The organism is Rhizobium sp. TBD182, from assembly GCF_001950375.1.
GTDB classification, from domain to species: Bacteria; Pseudomonadota; Alphaproteobacteria; order Rhizobiales; family Rhizobiaceae; genus Agrobacterium; species Agrobacterium tumefaciens.
The window spans coordinates 203,130-222,336 of sequence record NZ_BDLN01000001.1 but is presented as its reverse complement, the minus strand read 5'-3'; the positions used below and the strand labels follow the sequence as shown (position 1 = coordinate 222,336).

Sequence of the window (19,207 nt, the reverse complement as noted above, 5' to 3'; positions counted from 1 at the left end):
CGGTTGAAATGCCGGCTTGGCCGTGTCAGGTCTCTTAGCATGGAGGAATGCGCAGTCCCGCCCGGCGGGCGACCCCTGAGAGGAATTTGGGGTTAGGCTGCGCATGGTCTGGGACAGTATGAAATGGCATTGACGGACAATACGCGCGGCGCCCTTCTGATGGCGCTCGCCATGGCAAGCTTTACGGCCAACGACGCCCTGACGAAATCCGTCACCCCCTACATCAATACCGGCCAGATCATGTTCGTGCGCGGCATCATGACGGTGGTGCTGATTTATATCGCCGCCCGGCACTTCGGCGCGCTCCGGCCGCTGAAAACCCTGATGCGCCCCATCATCATCCTGCGCTGTCTCTGCGAAGTGACAGCCGCCGTTCTCTATCTGACGGCGCTCGGACTCATAGAATTTTCCAACGCCTCGGCCATATTGCAGTCCCTGCCGCTGATCGTCACGCTGGGTGCCGCACTGTTCCTGCGCGAGCCCGTCGGCTGGCGGCGCTGGGCGGCGATCATCGTCGGCTTCATTGGCGTGCTCGTCATCATCCGGCCCGGCCCGGAAGGCTTCACCTCAGGCGCGCTGCTGGTCGTCGCCTCGCTTGCGGTCACCGCCGCGCGTGATCTTCTGACCCGCAAGATGTATGCGGATGTCCCCTCGCTTGCCGTCACCTTCGTTACCGCCTCCGTCAACATGGCGGTGGGTGGCCTGCTGATCCAGCCCTTCGGCGGCTGGCAGCCCATGAACTTCATGATCCTGTCGCATCTGGCCGGTTCTGCCGTTCTGGTGCTGGTCGGTTACCAGGCAATCATTCTGGCAATGCGAACCGGCGAAATCTCCTTCGTCGCGCCGTTCCGTTACACCAGCCTGCTCTGGGGTTTCATGATCGGCGTGTTCTTCTTCAACGAAAAGATCGACAGTTTCACGATCGTCGGCGCCGTGATCGTCATCGGCTCGGGCCTCTACACCTTCTACCGTGAAAGCCTGCGCAAGCGCTCGCAGATGGCCAAGCGCTCCGCCGCCACGCCCACTGCCGCGACCACCGTGCGACCAGCGTCCGTAACGAAAGCTGCCGTTACGGAAAAAGCGGGAGAATGACATGAAAAACGCCCGCTTTCTGGATCGCACCACCCCGCCCCACATCATCACGCTCGTCGTTATCGCCGGCGTCGCGGCGCTTTGCATGAACCTGTTCCTGCCCTCGCTTGCAGCGATGGCGCTCCATTTCGAGACCGATTACGCCGTGATGCAATTTGCCGTGTCCGGCTATCTTGCCGCCACCGCCTGCCTGCAACTCCTCATCGGCCCGCTATCCGATCTCTTCGGACGCCGACCCGTCATGCTTGCCAGCATCGGGATGATGATCGTCGCCACGCTCGTCTGCATGCTGGCGCCAGATATCACCGTCTTCATGTTCGGGCGTGTGGCGCAGGCGGCCGTCGTTTCCGGCTTCGTGCTGGCGCGCGCCATCGTGCGCGACATGGTCCCTATGGAACAGGCCGCTTCGATGATCGGCTATGTGACCATGGGCATGTCGGTGGTGCCGATGGTCGGCCCAACGGTCGGCGGTCTGCTCAACGATATCTCCGGCTGGCAATCCAGCTTTGCGCTTCTTGCCCTGCTCGGGGTCGGCATTCTGGTGCTCGCCTGGTTTGATCTCGGCGAAACCAATCACAACAGATCGGCAAGCTTCTCGCAGCAGTTCCACGCCTGGCCGGAACTTCTGCGCTCGCCACTCTTCTGGGGATATGCGCTGACCTCGACCTTCTCGTCGGGCATGTTCTTTTCGTTTCTCGGCGGCGCCCCCTTCGTCGGCAGCGTGCTTTATGGCCTTGCCCCGGCCATGCTCGGCCTGCAATTCTTCTTCATGGCCAGCGGCTACATGCTCGGCAACTTCGTCTCCGGCCGTTATGCGAGCCAGATCGGCATCACCCGCATGATGCTGTCGGGCAATGTCGTCGCCATCGCCGGCATTGTCGCAGCCATAGCGCTGATCTCAACCGGGGCGGAAAGCCCCTATGCGTTTTTCGTGCCGCTTGCGCTAATTGGTGTCGGAAACGGTGTGACCCTGCCGAGTGCCAATGCAGGCATGGTCAGCGTCCAGCCGCATCTGGCAGGCTCCGCCTCCGGTCTTGGCGGCGCCATGACCATCGGCGGCGGTGCGGCACTTTCCGTGCTTGCCTCCTCGGTTCTGTCCAAAGAGGACGGAACCTGGCCGCTTCTTCTCGTGATGCTGGCGACCGGCCTTGTCGCCCTCCTCACCACCTATATCGTAAGGCTGCAGGAAAAGCGGCAATGACGGCGCGATTTGAAATACCCGGTCTTGTGCTTGCCGGCGGCCTGTCGCGACGGATGGGCACCAACAAGGCGACCGTGATGCTGGGCGACGAACCGCTGCTTTCCCATGTCGTGCGCCGCATCGCGCCACAGGTGTCAGATGTCACCATCAATGCCGCGAATGGCTGGGCCGAAAGCTTTGGCCTGCCGTTGCTGCCTGACACCGTGAACGGCCATGCCGGGCCGCTCGCTGGCGTTCTCGCCGGCATGCGGCATTTCCAGAACCATCGCGCCCGGAAAAGCCACTTCCTGACAGTGCCCGCCGACAGCCCGTTCTTTCCCGAAGATATCGTCGACCGCCTCTGCGAACACATGGCCGAAGATGCAATCGTCATCGCCGCCTCCAGCGGCCAGTTGCACCCGGTTTTCGCGCTATGGCCCGTGGCGCTCGCGGACGATCTGGAGGAATGGCTGAAGAACGATGCAAACCGGCGCATCCGCGCCTATCTTGCACGACACGTCACGATCGGTATCGCCTTCCCGCCGCTGGAAACGGCCAAGGGCAGCCTCGATCCGTTCTTCAACATCAACACGCCGGATGAACTGGCGCTCGCTCGAAGCTATCTGGAGAGCATGGAACCATGATGAGCCAAAAGGTCTTCGGTATTGCCGGCTGGAAAAACTCGGGCAAGACCGGCCTTGCGGTCCGCATCGTCACCGAGCTGACGGCCCGGGGCTATAGGGTCTCGACCATCAAGCATGCCCATCATGATTTCGATATCGACAAAGTTGGCGCCGATAGCTGGCGTCACCGTCAGGCGGGCGCGCACGAGGTCACCATCGTCTCCGGCACCCGCTTTGCCATCATGCATGAATTGCGCGGCGAAGCCGAACCGTCCTTCGAGGAAATCCTCGCCCGCCTCGCCCCTTGCGATCTCGTACTGATCGAGGGTTACAAATACGAGCCGGTGCCGAAGATCGAGGCGCGACGGCTGGAAGCTGCCAAGACCGAACCGCTTGCCGGAAGCGATCCGCACATCATCGCAATTGCCGCCGACCACGCGGTGACCGACACCGCCCTTCCCGTCTTCGACCTCGACGATACCGCCACGATTGCGGACTTCATCGAAAAGACGGTTGGGCTGGTGAGGGCGTAACTGCCGTTTCGGCAACCTCCTCTCCTCCGTCATCCTCGGGCTTGACCCGAGGGCCGCAAACCGACCGCACCATGGATTCTCGGGTCAAGCCCGAGGATGACGTCGAATGTGTGAGGACGTTTGGCCTACCCCAAAAATGAAAAAGCCGGGCGTTCGGCCCGGCTTCATCATTCCTTGAGACGCAATACCTATTCAAGGAAACCGGAGGGGTTCACCGGCGTCGCATCCTTGCGAACTTCGAAGTGAACCTGAGGACGTTTGGCGCTGCCAGTCATGCCTGACGTGGCAATGGTCTGGCCGCGCTGAACCTTCTGGCCGCGCTGCACGTCGAGATTGGCGGCGTTGCCGTAAACGGTGACCTTACCGTCGTCATGACGGACGAGAACCGTATTGCCGAGCTGCTTAAGGCCATTGCCCGCATAGATGACCACACCGTTTTCGGCGGCCTTGATCGGCGTGCCTTCCGGAACGGAGATGTTGATGCCATCGTTGCGGCTGCCTTCGACGTTGTCGCCGAAATTGTTGATGACGGCGCCACGAACCGGCCAGCGATATTTGCCGATGCCCGTGGATTCCGGAGCGAGCGAGGCCATATCGGACTTCTTCTCGATATCGCCGACGCTTGCCGTTGCGGCAGGAGCGGACGGTACGGTCGCAGCTGCGGCAGGAGCCTTGTAGGGTTCCGGCTTGGCGGATGCGGTTTCCACTGCCTTGGCCGCTTCCTTTGCGGGTACGGAGGCTGTCTTGATGGCGTCGGTCGAAGCACCCGGCATGGCGAGTGTCTGGCCGACACGGATGCTTTCGGTGGAAATGCCGTTCGCGGCCTTGAGGGCTGCAACCGAAACGCCGTTTTCACGGGCGATCTTTGCCAGGCTGTCGCCCGGCTGAACCTTGTAACCACCGGCTGGCGGCATAGGCTTGCCACCGGGAGGTGTGAGCTTGCCGTTTTCAGCCGAAACCTTGTCGCGGGCAACACTCTGCGAGGGCAGCACGGCTACCTTCTGGTCTGGACCACGCAGCGGGTTCGGCTCGTCGCCGTTGCGGTTGAGCGCAATGTCACCAGCCGCAGCCTTAGCGGCATTGCGGACCTGACCGAATTTCGGAATAAGGATCGACTGGCCAGCCTGCGCGGACGCCGCGGTCTTCAGACCGTTGACCCGCAGCAGTTCCTTTTCGGGAACGCCGTAGCGGTTGGAGATCGTCGCGATGCTTTCACCCGGACGCAGCGTTACCGAAGAGGCGCCATCCGTATGCCAGCCGTTCTTGTCGGAACGGACGGTTGCGGTGGTGAGATTGTCGGCGACGGGAGCGGCAGCCTGCTGTGAAGGTGCTGCGAGAGACGGAGCGGCTGGTCGTTGTGCGGACGGGAAAGGCTGGGCCATGGCTTCGTTGCGGGTCGACGGGTCGCGGCTTGCCACCGCCGGCGGAGCCGACAGCTCGGAGCGCTGCACCGGAGAGGCCGAAGCCGAACGGGCCGTCGAAGGCTGAACGCCACCGCCGTAACCGCCGGAAGACGGATAGGAGTTGGCCGCCATGTTCTGATTGGCGTAGCCGCCCTGGGGTGCCGCAGAGGCATAACCACCGTTCATGTCGCCTTGCGGGACCGGGGCCTGCCCATAAGCACCGCCGCCCTGGCGGGCTGGAATTGACGCTGTCGTCATCCGATCCGGTCCACTGGAAAAGAGGCCGCTGAACCGCGTTGCATCCGAGCTACAGCCCGTTGCGACGCTTGCCAGCAATGCCGCTGCGAACATTTTTGCGACTGATTTTCCGATTTTAGACGAATGTCTCATACGCATAACTCGATCTACACTGACGCCAACCCGCCGCATCGAGGTCGATCCGGCACAAATTTCACTTCTTGCAAGGCCCATTTCCCGATCCCGGGAAAACCATGCGTCGATGTTTATGATTAAAGCGCGTTAGTGTTACCACGCCGTTAAAACGTTAAGCCGCTCGGCGCTTTTTTGACACTTCGATAACCATGACGAAAACGGCATGTGTCATGTCGGAACAATATTATTATGGAAAATCAGTTGGTTGTGATGATTTAGAATATTCTAAGACGAAAATTAATCGCCTTCGATATTTTCATTTTGTCACAAATGCCGGGCAATATGGCTGCCAAGCGGCAGATAGGGCGTCTCGAACAGCTCTTCCTTCTCGAAGCGGCTGCCGGTCTTGGAGAAGCGCGTCATCACGCAGCGCCCGTCTTCCAGAATGATCGGCGCGATCATCATGCCGCCGGAGACGATCTGCTCGGCGAAAAAGCGGGGCATGGTGGTAAAGGCGGCGGTGGCGACGATTCGGTCGAAGGTGCCCTCGCCGACCAGACCGTTGCTGCCATCCGCCTGGCGGATGACGACATTGCGGATGGAAAGATCGTCCAGACAGTTCTGCGCCTGCTGCACTAGCGTCTTGTAGCGCTCCAGCGAAAAGACCCGCTCCACCCGGCGCGCGATGATCGCCGTCATGAAACCGCTGCCGGTGCCGATTTCCAGCACGCGCTGGCCCGGCTTCAATTGCAGGCGAGCCAGGATTTTCACCGCCATGTCAGCGCCCTCCATGAAGGCGCCGCAGTCGATCGGGATTGTACGGCTGGAATAGGCATCAGCGGCGAATTGCGGCGGCACGAATCTGGAGCGCGGCGTCTGTTCCACCGCCGTCAAAAGGTCGAGATCGGAAATCCCCTCGCCCCGCAAGCGGAGAACGAGAGCGGCAAAACCTTCCTTTTCAACCATTGCGGATTTCAATCGGCGACTCCGAATCCAAGTGCTTGCGCAACCCGATCCTTGACCGTGTAATCCGTAAGGTCAAGCTTTAGCGGCGTGACCGAAATCTTGCCGTGCTTCAAAGCGTGGATATCCGTGCCCTCGCGGAAGGTGCCGAGGCGTTCGCCAAAGCGCAGCCAGTAATAAGGAAGACCACGGCCATCCTGGCGTTCTTCTACCGTCAGGCCGAAATCGAGCTTGCCCTGCCCGGTGACGGATACACCCTGCACATCATCAGGTGCACAATTGGGGAAATTGAGATTGAGGAAGGTGCCATCAGGCAATTCCACATTCATCAGCTTGCGCAGCAGATCCGGCGCATGGGTCTCGGTCACCTCCCACGGCACGACGCGGCCTTCGGAATGGCTGAAAGCCTGGCTGAGTGCGAAGGAGCGTACCCCTTGCAGCGTACCTTCATTGGCGCCGGCAATCGTGCCGGAATAGGTGACATCGTCAGCCATATTGGCACCGGCATTGACACCTGAGAGTACGAGATCGGGCTTTTCCGGCAGAACTTCACGGATGCCCATGATGACGCAATCGGTCGGCGTACCGCGCAGCGCGAAATGCTTGTCGGAAACCTTGCGCAGCCGCAGCGGCTCGGAGAGAGTAAGGGAGTGAGCAAGACCGCTCTGGTCGGTCTCGGGCGCCACGATCCAGACGTCATCGGACAGCGTGCGGGCGATACGTTCCAGCACCGCCAGCCCTTCGGCATGGATACCGTCGTCATTGGTCAGCAAAATCCGCATGTTTCTCTCTCCGCTTTTCATATCTTCCGGGACGGAGCATCCTCCCCACCGGCAGTGAGGTGTGCAGTTCTCTCAACGTCATCCTCGGGCCTGTCCCGAGGATGACGTCGGCGTAATTGGAAGATTCTCCCTCCAATAGCGCGACGCTGCGCTCCCTCAGACCGCCTTCTCGATCCGTGTCAGACCGCCCATATAGGGCAGCAGCACGTCTGGAATTGTGACGGAACCATCGTCATTCAGGTAATTTTCGAGAACCGCGATCAGGCAGCGGCCGACGGCGGTGCCGGAGCCGTTCAGCGTGTGCACGAACTTCGTCGCCTTGTCGTCCTTGCCGCGATAACGCGCATTCATGCGCCGCGCCTGGAAATCGCCGCAGACGGAGCAGGACGAAATTTCGCGGTAGGTGTTCTGGCCGGGCAACCACACTTCCAGATCGTAGGTCTTGCGCGCGCTGAAACCCATATCGCCGGTGCACAGCGTCATGGTGCGGAAATGCAGGCCAAGACGCTTCAGCACTTCTTCGGCGCAGGCCGTCATGCGCTCATGCTCGGCAACAGCACTTTCCGCGTCGGTGATGGAGACGAGTTCGCATTTCCAGAACTGGTGCTGGCGCAGCATGCCGCGTGTGTCGCGGCCGGCAGAGCCCGCTTCCGAACGGAAGGACGGCGTAAGTGCCGTAAAGCGCAGCGGCAGCTTTTCCTGCTCGAGAATTTCGCCGGAGACAAGGTTGGTCAGCGTCACTTCCGCCGTCGGGATCAACCAGCGGCCATCAGTGGTCTTGAACAAATCCTCGGAAAACTTCGGCAATTGGCCGGTGCCGAACATCGCCTCATCACGCACCATCAGCGGCGAAGAGACTTCCGTGTAGCCATGTTCCGAGGTGTGCAGGTCGATCATGAACTGGCCGAGCGCCCGTTCCAGACGCGCCAGCTGGCTGGTCAGCACGGTGAAGCGCGAGCCGGAAAGCTTGGCCGCCCGCTCGAAATCCATGTAGCCGAGCGCTTCGCCAATCTCGAAGTGCTCCTTTGCTTCATGGTTCCAGCCGGGCTTCTGGCCGACCACGCGGGTCACCACATTGTCGTGTTCGTCCTTGCCGTCAGGAACATCGTCGAAAGGCATGTTGGGCAGGCGCGACAGGGCGTCGTTAAGCTCGGCGGTGACCTGGCGGTCCTCCTCCTCGGCGCGCGGCATGTTCTCCTTGATGTCGGCGACTTCCGCTTTCAGCTTTTCCGCCAGCTCCATGTTCTTCTGCGCCATGGCGGCGCCGATGTCCTTGGAAGCGGCATTGCGACGCGACTGCATGTCCTGCAGGGACTGGATGACGGACCGGCGCTTTTCGTCGAGAGCGATCAGGCTGCTTGCGGCAGGCTCTGCGCCGCGCCGTGCAAGTGCTGCATCAAAGGCTTCGGGGTTTTCGCGTATCCATTTAATGTCGTGCATCGTCGTTCCAGACTATTGTTGGTCGCTCGCGTTTTATCAGCAAAACGCCGGGCGAAAGGCCCGGCGCGAGGAGATTTGATGAGCAGGAAGACCGTGGCGAAGCGTCAGGTCTCTTCCAGCTCCGTGCTTTTGGATTCCGCAGCACGTTTCCTCTCCACGAGTCGAGCCATGTAGATGGAAATCTCGTAGAGAATGATCGCAGGCAGCGCAAGACCGATCTGGGACATGGGGTCTGGCGGCGTCAGCACGGCCGCAACCACGAAGGCCATGACAATGGCGAACTTGCGCTTTTCCCGCAGCCAGTCGCTGGTCAGAATCCCGACCCGCGCCAGAAGCGTGGTGACGACAGGCAGCTGGAATACCAGGCCGAAGGACAAAACCAGCGTCATGATGAGGCTGAGATATTCCGACACCTTCGGCATCAGGGAAATCGCCACCTCGCCATCTACTGGCAATTGCTGCATGGCGAGGAAGAACCACATGACCATGGGCGTGAAGAAGAAATAGACGAGCGCCGCGCCGATGAGGAAAAGGATCGGCGACGCGATCAGGAACGGCAGGAAGGCCGCGCGCTCGTTCTTGTAGAGGCCCGGCGCCACGAATTTATACAGCTGCGAGGCAATCACCGGAAAGGAGATCACCATGGCACCGAACATGGCAACCTTGATCTGCGTGAAGAAGAATTCCTGCGGCGCCGTATAGATCAGCGATGATTTCGCCACATCCAGCCCCGCCCAGATGACCGCCCACTTATAGGGAATGACGAGCAGGTTGAAGAGATGCTTGGCAACGGCGAAACAGGCGATGAAGGCGACGAAGAACGCGCCGAGCGACCAGATCAGCCGCGTGCGCAACTCCATGAGATGTTCGATAAGCGGCTGCGGCTTGTCCTCGATGTCCCCGCTCATGCTTCATCCTTTTTGGGCTTTGCAGCCTTGGTTCTTGCCGGTTTGGCATCCGCAACGGCAACCGCCTTCTCCGCTGCCGCTTTCCTGACAGCAACCTTTTTGGCGACAGCCTTCACGGTCGGCTTCAAGACAGCAGCTTCCTCAACAGGCGCTGCGGCAGGCTTGCTGCGGGTGGTGCGCTTCGGCTTGGCGGCAACCGCTTCGGCTTCAACGGTCGCAACAGATTTCGCACGCGTACGCTTCGGCTTTTCTTCCGCAGCAGCAACCGCAGTAACCGGCCCAGATGCAGAAGGCGTGGGAACCACCGCAGGCGCCACATCCGGAAGCTTCATCTCGGGCTCCGGCACGCTGACAAGAGGAGCCACCGGCTCACTTGTTGCAGGTGCTGCTGTCGACGACATCGCATCGGGAGCGGCTGTCGCCTTCTGGAGATCGGACTTGATTTCGTTGCCGAGCTGGCGAAGCGGGTTCATAGCATCGCGCAGCGAGTTGGTCGGGTTGAGATTGCGCACATCGGAGATCGTCTGCCGCACATCGTCCATGTCTGCCTCTTTCAAGGCCTCGTCGAACTGCGTGCGGAAATCCCCCGCCATCTTGCGAAGGCCGGCCATCGTCTTACCGAAGGCGCGGATCATGGGCGGCAAGTCCTTGGGACCGACGACCACGATCAAAACGACCGCGATCACCAGAAGCTCGCTCCAACCGATATCAAACATCAAAACGCTCCCGAGACCCTAGCGCCAGTCTCAAAACAAGCAGGTTCAAGCCGCTTACTTGATCTCGTCAGCCTTGTGGTCAACAGTCTTCGCGTTGACATCGGCTGGCGGCGGAGTCTGATCTTCGTCAGCCATGCCCTTCTTGAAGCTCTTGATGCCCTTGGCGACATCGCCCATCAGTTCCGGGATCTTTCCGCGTCCGAAGAGAACGAGAACGATCACCAGCACGATCAGCCAATGCCACACACTAAAAGAACCCATAACTGAAACTCCTGAATTTCGCTTTCAGACGATGTAAGACGTTTGAAAGGCTTTTTCAAACAACAAATCGTTGCTTCAACAGGCTGTGGGCATAAAGTTTTCGTGCCTTGTCACCCGCATGAAGACGATATCAATCGTCACCATCGCCGCCACCAGGTGCAAGCAGGCCCAACTCTTCCAGATCGAGCTGCGTGATCGGGTCTTCGTCTTCGCGCAATTCGTCGCTCATCATCGGCAAAGGCACGCCGAAATTGGAAGGAATACGGCCCGAAAGCAGGCCCGCACCCTTCAGTTCCTCAAGGCCCGGCAAGTCCCGCAATTCCTCAAGGCCGAAATGGTCGAGAAACTCCACCGTGGTGCCGATCGTCACCGGCCTGCCCGGCGTGCGCCTGCGGCCCCTGAAACGCACCCAACCCGCTTCCATCAGCACATCGAGGGTACCGCGTGAGGTTTGCACGCCACGGATTTCCTCGATTTCGGCGCGTGTCACCGGCTGATGATACGCTACAATCGCCAGAACCTCCAGCGCCGCACGCGAAAGCTTCTTAGGTTCCTTTTCCTCAGAATGGACGACGAAGGAGAGATCGCCGGCCGTGCGGAACGCCCATTGCCCCCCCACCTGCACCAGATTGACGCCCCGCTCGCCATAAGCCGCCTTCAGCCCGTGGAGTATGGCAACGACATCCATGCCGCGCGGCAGCCGCTCGGCAATGAAGGCAACTGAAACCGGTTCGGCCGAGGCAAAGACCAGCGCCTCGGCAATGCGCTCGGCTTCCTTCAACTGACGCTCGGAAAATACCTCGGGCTCGGCCCCAACCACATCCGCCGCCCCATCTGCCACGATGGCGGCTTCGCCGGTCTCGTCGTCATGCGTCATTATCAGTCCTTTCCGCATTCGGCGCGCGGTCATCTCGCTCGCTCCTGCGCATATAGATGGGCTGGAACGCGCCCTCCTGCCGGATTTGCAGCGATCCCTCGCGAACGAGCTCCAGCGAGGCGGCGAAAGCGCTGGCGATTGCCGTCACGCGCATCGCGGGGTCAGGCACATATTGCAGCAGATATTGGTCGAGCACCGTCCACTCGCCGACATCCCCGAGTAGACTGTTCAGGAGTTCCCGGGCTTCCACAAGCGACCAGACCTGCCGCTTTTCAATTGTGACCTGGGTTATGGCCTGCCTTTGCCGCAGATTGGCATAGGCGCTCAGGAGATCGTAGAGGTTCGCCTCGTAAGCCGAGCGGTTGATATGCGGAATATGCTCCGGCGCGCCACGGGCGAAGATATCGCGGCCAAGCTGGGCGCGGTTGACGAGGCGTTCAGCCGCCTCCCGCATCGCCTCCAGACGTTTCAGCCGGAAGGCCAGCGTCGCGGCCATTTCTTCGCCGGAGGGGCCGTCATCCTTCGCCTGCTGCGGAATGAGAAGCTTGGACTTGAGGAAGGCAAGCCAGGCCGCCATCACCAGATAGTCGGCAGCAAGCTCGATGCGCACGCGGCGGGCTGTTTCCACGAATTGCAGATATTGCTCGGCAAGCGCCAGCACCGAAATCCGCGACAGATCGACCTTCTGCGTGCGGGCAAGGTGTAGCAACAGATCGAGCGGGCCTTCGAAACCCGCGACATCGATCACCAGCCCGGCCTCGCCCGTCAGCCGCTCCGGCGTCACATCCTGCCAGAGCTTGTCCATAGGCGTTGAAGTACGAGACTTGTCTGCTGCCATTGTTCCATCCGCCGGGCGTCCGGCCTGTCGTCCCGAGTACCGGGCCGCCGCCCGATTGTCAGGAAACGGCCCACATGGCGTTGAATTCGGCTCTCAGTTCAGCTTCGTCGGAGGCATCAGCGGCGGGAAAACCCGCTTCCACGGCCCGCACCCGCTCCAGCGAACGGCCGGAAAGAACGGGAACCTCCTTCACGACCTCAAGCATTTCACCCATCACACCGTTGCAATGCAAGACTATATCGCAGCCACCCGCAACAATATTCGCGGCACGCTGGCCAAGCGTGCCCTTCAGCGCATTCATGGAACTGTCGTCGGACATCAACAGACCGTCAAAGCCGATTCTCCCACGAATGATCTCCTCGATCACCTTTGGCGAGGTCGTTGCCGGACGCTCCCGATCGACGGCGTTGAACACCAGATGCGCGCTCATCGCCATCAATTCACGGTTCAGCGCGCGGAATGGCACAAAATCATGGGCGTCCAGCTCGTCCAGCGGCACATCGACAACAGGCAATTCATGGTGCGAATCCACCATGCCGCGACCGTGGCCCGGCATGTGTTTCATGACAGGCAACATGCCGCCCGCCTTGAGACCGTCAGCCGCCGCCTGCCCCATCTCCGCCACCATGGTCGGGCTGTAGCCATAGGCCCGGTTGCCAATGACGTTGCTGGCGCCTTCCACCGGCACGTCGAGCACCGGCAGGCAGTCGATATTGATGCCGAATTTCATGAGATCGAAGGCATGCAGACGCGACATCAACCACGCCGCACGCAGCCCTTCCTCCCGGTCACGCTCGTATATCTCGCCAAGAATGCGGGCATTCGGATAGGCTTGCAAAAGCGGCGGCTTGATGCGCTGAACGCGCCCGCCTTCCTGATCGATCAGAACCGGGGCATCCGGCCGCGCGACGGCATCGCGCATTGAGGCGACGAGATCGGTAATCTGTTGCGCATCACCGATATTGCGCCCGAACAGGATGAAACCCCAGGGCCGCTCATTGCGGTAAAGGGCAATCTCGTCAGCGGAAAGCGTAAGCCCGCCGCATCCGAGGATCATAGCTTTGCAATCGGTCATGATGTCACGCTCACAGAATGGGGAAATGGCCTTATACCGCAAGGCGTCGGGGGTAAGTCGACAACCCCTCCGCCGTCATGCTCGGGCCTTTCCCGAGCATCTGCAACCTAACGGTTGGCGAAACGTTGGCAGATCCTCGGCACGGGGCCGAGGATGACGTCGAATGTGAGGAAAGCCTTTCCCCACTGCGAGGACTGCCTTAGACGGCAGCCCCAATCTTCACTCAACCGGATCAGCCGCTATCAGCGCGCCACCAGGCAGCTGCCGCCAGCTGCGCGGAACTTTTCGCACAGCGCCACGGCTTCGTTCTTGTCCCCCGCCGGGATGCGGACGCGGTAGAACGTGCCCTTGCCGGCGATCTCAGCGGCCTTGATGTCGACGCCCCGACCAGAAATGACCGAACCGAACTTGGCCGACATGTTCTGGTAGGACTTCTGGGCCTCCGCCTGGCTCGGCAGGGACGCGATCTGGATGTAATAACCACCCGAAGACGGCGCGCTCGTTGCTGCGGGCATGGCGGCGGCTGTCTGCTGCTGTGCAGCCTGCGGCTGGGCCGGAGCAGTTGCAGCAGGACGGACGTTGCCCTGATTGGTCACCGTTGCCACCACATTGGAAGGCTGTGCGGACGGACGCGCCGAAGGAACGGGCGCAGCCGACTGCGAGGCCGGTGTGGAGGAAGCGGCTGGCGTATTGGCCTGCGGATGTTCAGGCGCAACCGGAACACGCGAAGCGGCGATGACGGCGGGAGCACCCTCACCCGGTTTGGCTGCCTGCGGTGCAGCAAGCTCCGCGACCTTGTCGGCCTTCGGTGGCTGGGCAGCAGGCGCATCGACTTCCTGTGCAACCAGCGTACCATCAGGCTTGACGATCATGGTACGGACCTTGCGCGGCGAAACGCCCGTCGCACCGGCACCTTCGTTCTGGCTGGCCTTTTCTTCCGGCGAAAGCAGGCGCGGATCTTCAGTCTCGCCAACCGGCGTGCCGGTGGCTTCCATGTCCGCGTCGTTTTCACCTTCCAGCGGCAGCTGTTCGGGTATCAGCGTACGCTGGACCACATCGACAGGCTTTTCGTTGCTGGAGATCAGCGCCGGTTGCTTCGGATCGGCAGCGCTACCACCGGCCACGCGGTCGTAAACCGCCTTGTCCTGATTGGGCACGACGCGGCCACCCGGATTTTCCGGCACCACCTTCATCGGGTCGTTATCGGCGGAAATGATGACCGGCGCGCCATTGGAGCCCGCACCGGACGAACCGCCCGACATCAGCGCGTAAACACCACCACCGACAAGCACCAGACCGATTGCTGCGGCAACCGGCATGATCCAGCGGCGACCGCCACGTTCTTCTTCTTCGCGATAGGCCGCCTGATGGTCGACATAGGTATTCTCGGCATCGCGCGGCGCATTGCCACGCGAGGCAGCAGCCTCCTGCATGGAGCGGCGGAAATCTTCTTCCAGCGCCCGCTCAAATTCGTCGACCTCCTCCGGACCCTGTGCCTGGGGACGCGCCTGCGGGGCGGCAGCCCGGTTTTCCGCATGTTTGTGACGGTCAAGACCACCGGCAACCGCCGGGGCAAACAGCGTTGCGAGCTCGGTGTCGATATCGAGGTCTTCTTCGTGACGACGGGCGACAGGCTTGGGTTCGAAAACGCCGACCGGCAATTCCGGCACGTCCATCTCGGTAATATTTTCCGGATGTTCTTCCGTCTCACCGATCTGCGAGGGATCGAAAGGCAGGCTTTCCAGCGTTTGTGGTGCAACCGGCTGCGGTGCGGCTGCGACCGGACGCGGCTGAACCGGAGGGGCGGCTACCGGAATTGCAGCAACCGGGGCCGGGCGCGGCTGAGGTGCTGGCTGTTCCCGCACCGGCTGCGGCGCGGCGGCAGCAACCGCTACCGGAGCGACCGGCTGCTGGCGAACGGGCTGCGGCACAGGCGCAGGTGCGACTTCCGCTGCAGCGATTTCGGACAGGTCGAGGTCAAGATCGAGATCATCAAGCGCAAGCTCGAAATCATCGTCGTTGAAACCTGCGAAATCCCCAAAGTCCGGCTCCTGAACGGGCGGCGCTGCTACGACCGGGGCTGCTTTTACAGGGGCTGCGGCAACCGGCGCCGTGGCAACCAAAGGCGACTCCACTCTTGCAGCCGGAACGATAGGCGCAGCCTGTGCGATGGGGGCATCCTGAACGACAGGCTCTTCGCCGCGTCCGGGAATGGAATATTTCGCAACGCCGTAGATCAGCTCGTCCATCGGCGAAAGATTTGTTTCAACCGGCTTCTCTGCAACCGAAGGAGCAAAGGTAGGTGCAGTTTCTTCCGCCTGAACGAAGACGGGCTCAGGCGCCGGAACTGGTTCGGCCTGTGGCTCGATCCGGGCTGCAGGCAGCGCTTCGGCCCTCGGCTCGATCCGCTTGGGATCACCTGCCGCAACATCGCGGCGCGCGCCGAAATTGGCAAGCGGCAGACGCAGGCTGGAAAATTCCAGCGAAGAACGGCCACCATGCGAAGGCGGACGCACGGAAATCGGCGCAGGCGCTTCGGCGACGGCGATCTCTACCTCATCGGCAAGATCGAAAGCCTGCGGCTCAGGCGCATGGCTCTGATCGGGATGCGCAATATTGCTCGAAACATCGGCCGGAAGCTCAGGCATAGCGTGCCAGGTGCTTTGAGCCGGCTCGACAGCCTGCGGCTCTTCCCATGCTGCCTGCTGGTAAACTACCGGCTCGGCAGGGCGCGACTGGCGCGAATGCACATCGAAAACCTCGGCAACCGCACCGGCATCATCACGGAAATCCGCGCGGATGTCCTGCGTCAACGTCTCGACGTAATTGTGAATGTAGGCCTGATCGGCCTCGGGAAGTGGCTCCTGGCTCACTTCGGATGCGGGGCTTGCCTCGAACACGGGTTCGTCCGCTGGCGCAAGCTCAGGCTCGCGCCGGGCGAAAACCGATTCGACGCGCTGCATGAAGTCGCTGGGGTGGATGCCCGCACGCACATCGTTTGCCGGGTCAAGAACGACCGGATCGGCATGCGGCGCATCGTAAACCTCGAACTCTCGAAGCAACTCGTCTTCGAGATTGAATTCGGGTTCGCGGCGGGTTGCCGCAGAGCCGGCGCGTGGCGCAGCTTCGGAACCCGCATGCGAAGGACGCTCATCGAAACCGACGATACGCGCCAGTTCTGCCAGAGGATCGTTGTCAGCGAACCCTTCAGACCGGGCGTCCCGGTTATACGCGACATTTTTTTCGACCATTACGTGTTCCACCATCTACGCATTGCAGCTCTTGCCAGCGTATTGTGAGCAAATAATGGTGATATGTTATCGCATCTCGTCAGGCGCGTCCGCTCCTAAAAGCGTAAGACCAGACTTCAAAACATTCGCGACAGCATTCACCAGCCCGAGTCTGGCAATGCTCAATTCTCGGTTTTTATCGTTAATAAAACGTAATTCCTGATGGTCTTTACCTTTGTTCCAGTGTCCATGGAAGGAACTGGCGAGATCGTAGAGGTAAAAAGCAAGCCTGTGCGGCTCGTGCGCAAGGGCTGCGGATTCGATCAGGCGCGGGTACTCAGCAAGCTTTGCAACCAGCTGCAACTCGTTGATATCGCTAATCAAAGCAACGGAAGACGACATGTCGTCCTGCGAGAGCGCAAGACCCGGAAACGCTTCCTGCGCCTGGCGGAAGATGGACATGCAACGGGCATGCGCATATTGCACGTAAAAGACCGGATTATCCTTCGATTGTTCGGTCACTTTCGCAAAATCGAAGTCCAGCGGCTCGGAATTCTTCCGATAGAGCATCATGAATCGCACGGGATCGCGACCTACTTCGTCCACCACATCGCGCAGCGTGACGAAATCGCCTGAGCGTTTCGACATCTTCACCGGCTCGCCATCGCGATACAGCTTCACGAGCTGGCACAGAAGAACCGTCAGCTTCGACTTGCCTTCCGAGACGGCGCGCGCAACCGCTTCAAGCCGCTTCACATAGCCGCCGTGGTCGGCGCCGAGCACATAGATCATCTCGGAAAAACCGCGATCGAACTTGTTCTTGAAATAGGCAACGTCGGCGGCAAAATAGGTGTAGGAACCGTCCGACTTCATCAGCGCGCGGTCCATGTCGTCGCCCACCTCGGTGGAACGGAACAGCGTCTGCTCGCGGTCTTCCCAGTCTTCCGGCAACTCGCCCTTCGGCGGCGGCAGGGTGCCCTTGTAGACGTGGCCCTTGAAGGTGAGATCGTTGATGGCCGAGAGAATGGGTCCGCCATTGCCCTCATGCAGCGTGCGCTCCGAGAAGAACACGTCGTGCTTGACGTTCAGCGTCTCCAGATCCTCACGGATCATCACCATCATTGCGGCGATCGCCTTGTCCTTGACGATAGGCAGCCACTTTTCCTCGGGCATGGCGCGCAGCTTGATGCCATATTCATCCGCCAGCGCCTGGCCGACTGGAACGAGATAGTCACCGGGGTAGAAGCCCGACGGAATGGCGCCGATATCTTCGCCAAGCGCCTCGCGGTAACGTAGGAAGACCGAACGCGCGAGCACGTCGATCTGCGAGCCGGCGTCGTTGATGTAATATTCCTTGGTCACGCCATAACCGGCAAAGGCGAGCAGGTTCGCCAGCGTGTCACCCACGACAGCACCACGGCAATGGCCGACATGCATAGGACCGGTGGGGTTGGCGGAGACATATTCGACGTTGATCTTCTGGCCCGCGCCGATCTTCGAGCGGCCGAAATCGATGCCCTGCCCGATCATGTCGGCAAGAAGACGCTGCCAGTAACCGACAGAGACCTTGAGATTGATGAAGCCGGGACCAGCGACGTTGACGCTATCGACATCGCCATCGGCCTGAAGTGCTGGCACGATGAGTTCGGCCAGCGCCCGGGGATTGGTGCCGAGCGGCTTCGCCAACACCATAGCGGCATTGGTTGCGACATCGCCATGGCTCAGATCGCGCGGGGATTCGACCGTAATTCGACTGAAATCGACCTTTTCGCGGTTCTCTTTCACGAGATCGAGAGTCTCGAGCGCGTTTTTGATCCTGGTATCGAAATCGGCAAAAATGTTCATCGTTCCAACCTGCGCGAAGGGCTTCTGTTCATGTCCGGCCATCATAACCGGGTTGGCTTCGCGATCGCCCGCTGCCCTATCGCAAATCGGGGGTGTGGTCAAACAGCCGCTGGTGGGCGCGCAGTGCATAACTGTCGGTCATACCAGCCAGATAATCCCCCACATGGCGGGCTTTTGCGGCCTTGCTCATACCGGAAATGCTGTCCACCCAGTAGTGACTCTGCATCTCTGCCGGCACTTCCATATAACGGTGGAAAAGGTCGGTAACGATCTGCGTAGCGCCGGCGCGGATGCGCATGATTTCCGGATGCCGGTAGATATGGGCAAACAGCAGTTTCTTGATCTGCCTGTCGGTTTCAGCCATTTCCGGCGAGAAAGTCGCGACGGTAAAATCGGCGGCGCGGATATCGGCCGCACTCTTCGGTTTCAGCCGGGAAAGATTCTGCTGCGCGACCCCGATTACATCCTCGACCATATGGGTGATCTGCCGGCGCATGATTTCATTGGCGAAGCGTTCCTTGTCGAGCACGGGATATTTCGCACGTACCTCGGCCATCAGCTTGCTGAGGAAAGGCACCTCTTCCAGCATCTCGAAGCTCAGATAACCGGCACGCAGGCCGTCATCGATATCATGGGTATTATAGGCGATGTCGTCGGCAATAGCCGCCATCTGTGCCTCAAGGCTGGCATAGCTGCCGATTTCCAGATCCTGCAGCTCGCAATATTCGAGGATGGGCAGCGGAACCGGGCCCTTCACGCCCTCGCCCTCGGCATTGACCAGCGGGCCATTGTGCTTCACCAGCCCCTCCAGCGTCTCCCATGTCAGGTTGATGCCGTCATATTCGGCGTAGCGGCGCTCCAGCTTGGTGACGATGCGCAGCGACTGCGCGTTGTGATCGAAGCCGCCATAGGGCAACAACACCGCATCCAGCGCATCCTCTCCGGTATGACCGAACGGCGTGTGGCCGAAATCATGCACCAGAGCCACGCCCTCGGCCAGATCCTCGTCCAGCTTCAGAGCGCGTGCGAGTGCGCGGGCAATCTGCGCCACCTCAATCGTGTGGGTGAG

The 19,207-nt window shown here is 60.6% G+C and carries 17 protein-coding genes; 4 read left to right on the top strand and 13 right to left on the bottom strand.

The window, feature by feature from the left end:
* The first annotated feature begins 123 nt into the window (after positions 1 to 123).
* From T18_RS01185 to mobB, 4 genes are read left to right on the top strand one after another with little or no spacing between them, the layout of a single operon-like run.
* Complete coding sequence (locus T18_RS01185) at positions 124 to 1,092, top strand: DMT family transporter (protein WP_003515578.1); 969 nt, start codon at positions 124 to 126, stop codon at positions 1,090 to 1,092.
* Position 1,093: 1 nt separating this feature from the next.
* Positions 1,094 to 2,293, top strand: a complete 1,200-nt coding sequence (locus T18_RS01180) for a multidrug effflux MFS transporter (protein ID WP_003515580.1) — start codon at positions 1,094 to 1,096, stop codon at positions 2,291 to 2,293.
* Positions 2,290 to 2,916: a molybdenum cofactor guanylyltransferase MobA gene (gene mobA / locus T18_RS01175; protein ID WP_003515582.1), complete on the top strand. Its 627-nt coding sequence runs from the start codon at positions 2,290 to 2,292 to the stop codon at positions 2,914 to 2,916. Before T18_RS01180 ends, mobA begins: the two co-directional genes overlap by 4 nt.
* Positions 2,913 to 3,428 carry a molybdopterin-guanine dinucleotide biosynthesis protein B gene (gene mobB / locus T18_RS01170; protein ID WP_003515585.1) on the top strand — a complete coding sequence of 172 codons (516 nt, stop codon included), beginning with the start codon at positions 2,913 to 2,915 and terminating at the stop codon, positions 3,426 to 3,428. Before mobA ends, mobB begins: the two co-directional genes overlap by 4 nt.
* A 188-nt stretch (positions 3,429 to 3,616) precedes the next feature.
* Here the strand turns inward: mobB and T18_RS01165 are convergent, their stop codons facing one another.
* From T18_RS01165 to T18_RS01105, 13 genes are all read right to left on the bottom strand, one after another.
* On the bottom strand, positions 3,617 to 5,182 hold the full coding sequence (locus T18_RS01165) for a LysM peptidoglycan-binding domain-containing M23 family metallopeptidase (RefSeq protein ID WP_003515587.1): 1,566 nt from the start codon (positions 5,180 to 5,182) through the stop codon (positions 3,617 to 3,619).
* Positions 5,183 to 5,527: 345 nt separating this feature from the next.
* Positions 5,528 to 6,169 carry a protein-L-isoaspartate(D-aspartate) O-methyltransferase gene (locus T18_RS01160; RefSeq protein ID WP_029658770.1) on the bottom strand — a complete coding sequence of 214 codons (642 nt, stop codon included), beginning with the start codon at positions 6,167 to 6,169 and terminating at the stop codon, positions 5,528 to 5,530.
* 8 nt (positions 6,170 to 6,177) lie between these two features.
* Entirely contained in the window at positions 6,178 to 6,948 is a 771-nt protein-coding gene (gene surE / locus T18_RS01155) for a 5'/3'-nucleotidase SurE (RefSeq protein WP_038491219.1), read from the bottom strand.
* A 156-nt stretch (positions 6,949 to 7,104) separates the two neighbouring features.
* Positions 7,105 to 8,388 carry a serine--tRNA ligase gene (gene serS, locus T18_RS01150; RefSeq protein ID WP_038491222.1) on the bottom strand — a complete coding sequence of 428 codons (1,284 nt, stop codon included), beginning with the start codon at positions 8,386 to 8,388 and terminating at the stop codon, positions 7,105 to 7,107.
* Positions 8,389 to 8,492: 104 nt separating this feature from the next.
* Positions 8,493 to 9,296 carry a twin-arginine translocase subunit TatC gene (gene tatC / locus T18_RS01145; RefSeq protein ID WP_003515595.1) on the bottom strand — a complete coding sequence of 268 codons (804 nt, stop codon included), beginning with the start codon at positions 9,294 to 9,296 and terminating at the stop codon, positions 8,493 to 8,495.
* Entirely contained in the window at positions 9,293 to 10,012 is a 720-nt protein-coding gene (gene tatB, locus T18_RS01140; RefSeq protein ID WP_038491224.1) for a Sec-independent protein translocase protein TatB, read from the bottom strand. The genes tatC and tatB overlap by 4 nt, the downstream gene beginning before the upstream one ends.
* Before the next feature lie 54 nt (positions 10,013 to 10,066).
* Positions 10,067 to 10,273 carry a twin-arginine translocase TatA/TatE family subunit gene (locus T18_RS01135; protein ID WP_003515599.1) on the bottom strand — a complete coding sequence of 69 codons (207 nt, stop codon included), beginning with the start codon at positions 10,271 to 10,273 and terminating at the stop codon, positions 10,067 to 10,069.
* A gap of 130 nt (positions 10,274 to 10,403) precedes the next feature.
* On the bottom strand, positions 10,404 to 11,150 hold the full coding sequence (gene scpB, locus T18_RS01130; RefSeq protein WP_038491227.1) for an SMC-Scp complex subunit ScpB: 747 nt from the start codon (positions 11,148 to 11,150) through the stop codon (positions 10,404 to 10,406).
* Entirely contained in the window at positions 11,140 to 11,988 is an 849-nt protein-coding gene (locus T18_RS01125; protein ID WP_025593638.1) for a segregation and condensation protein A, read from the bottom strand. The genes scpB and T18_RS01125 overlap by 11 nt, the downstream gene beginning before the upstream one ends.
* Before the next feature lie 58 nt (positions 11,989 to 12,046).
* Positions 12,047 to 13,063, bottom strand: a complete 1,017-nt coding sequence (gene nagZ, locus T18_RS01120) for a beta-N-acetylhexosaminidase (RefSeq protein ID WP_026330914.1) — start codon at positions 13,061 to 13,063, stop codon at positions 12,047 to 12,049.
* A 242-nt stretch (positions 13,064 to 13,305) separates the two neighbouring features.
* Positions 13,306 to 16,314, bottom strand: coding sequence for an SPOR domain-containing protein (locus T18_RS01115; RefSeq protein WP_038491231.1), 3,009 nt, complete (start codon positions 16,312 to 16,314; stop codon positions 13,306 to 13,308).
* A gap of 66 nt (positions 16,315 to 16,380) precedes the next feature.
* On the bottom strand, positions 16,381 to 18,138 hold the full coding sequence (gene argS, locus T18_RS01110; protein WP_038492845.1) for an arginine--tRNA ligase: 1,758 nt from the start codon (positions 18,136 to 18,138) through the stop codon (positions 16,381 to 16,383).
* 76 nt (positions 18,139 to 18,214) lie between these two features.
* The coding region (locus tag T18_RS01105) for a deoxyguanosinetriphosphate triphosphohydrolase (RefSeq protein ID WP_323455163.1) at positions 18,215 to 19,207 on the bottom strand (993 nt) is incomplete at its 5' end.

Excerpts from the sequence above, each read along its gene's own strand:
- T18_RS01185 (WP_003515578.1), top strand. The coding sequence starts at position 124 with ATGGCATTGACGGACAATACGCGCGGCGCCCTTCTGATGGCGCTCGCC.
- T18_RS01180 (WP_003515580.1), top strand. The coding sequence starts at position 1,094 with ATGAAAAACGCCCGCTTTCTGGATCGCACCACCCCGCCCCACATCATC.
- mobA (WP_003515582.1), top strand. The coding sequence starts at position 2,290 with ATGACGGCGCGATTTGAAATACCCGGTCTTGTGCTTGCCGGCGGCCTG.
- mobB (WP_003515585.1), top strand. The coding sequence starts at position 2,913 with ATGATGAGCCAAAAGGTCTTCGGTATTGCCGGCTGGAAAAACTCGGGC.
- T18_RS01165 (WP_003515587.1), bottom strand. The coding sequence starts at position 5,182 with ATGTTCGCAGCGGCATTGCTGGCAAGCGTCGCAACGGGCTGTAGCTCG.
- T18_RS01160 (WP_029658770.1), bottom strand. The coding sequence starts at position 6,169 with ATGGTTGAAAAGGAAGGTTTTGCCGCTCTCGTTCTCCGCTTGCGGGGC.
- surE (WP_038491219.1), bottom strand. The coding sequence starts at position 6,948 with ATGCGGATTTTGCTGACCAATGACGACGGTATCCATGCCGAAGGGCTG.
- serS (WP_038491222.1), bottom strand. The coding sequence starts at position 8,388 with ATGCACGACATTAAATGGATACGCGAAAACCCCGAAGCCTTTGATGCA.
- tatC (WP_003515595.1), bottom strand. The coding sequence starts at position 9,296 with ATGAGCGGGGACATCGAGGACAAGCCGCAGCCGCTTATCGAACATCTC.
- tatB (WP_038491224.1), bottom strand. The coding sequence starts at position 10,012 with ATGTTTGATATCGGTTGGAGCGAGCTTCTGGTGATCGCGGTCGTTTTG.
- T18_RS01135 (WP_003515599.1), bottom strand. The coding sequence starts at position 10,273 with ATGGGTTCTTTTAGTGTGTGGCATTGGCTGATCGTGCTGGTGATCGTT.
- scpB (WP_038491227.1), bottom strand. The coding sequence starts at position 11,150 with ATGACGCATGACGACGAGACCGGCGAAGCCGCCATCGTGGCAGATGGG.
- T18_RS01125 (WP_025593638.1), bottom strand. The coding sequence starts at position 11,988 with ATGGCAGCAGACAAGTCTCGTACTTCAACGCCTATGGACAAGCTCTGG.
- nagZ (WP_026330914.1), bottom strand. The coding sequence starts at position 13,063 with ATGACCGATTGCAAAGCTATGATCCTCGGATGCGGCGGGCTTACGCTT.
- T18_RS01115 (WP_038491231.1), bottom strand. The coding sequence starts at position 16,314 with ATGGTCGAAAAAAATGTCGCGTATAACCGGGACGCCCGGTCTGAAGGG.
- argS (WP_038492845.1), bottom strand. The coding sequence starts at position 18,138 with ATGAACATTTTTGCCGATTTCGATACCAGGATCAAAAACGCGCTCGAG.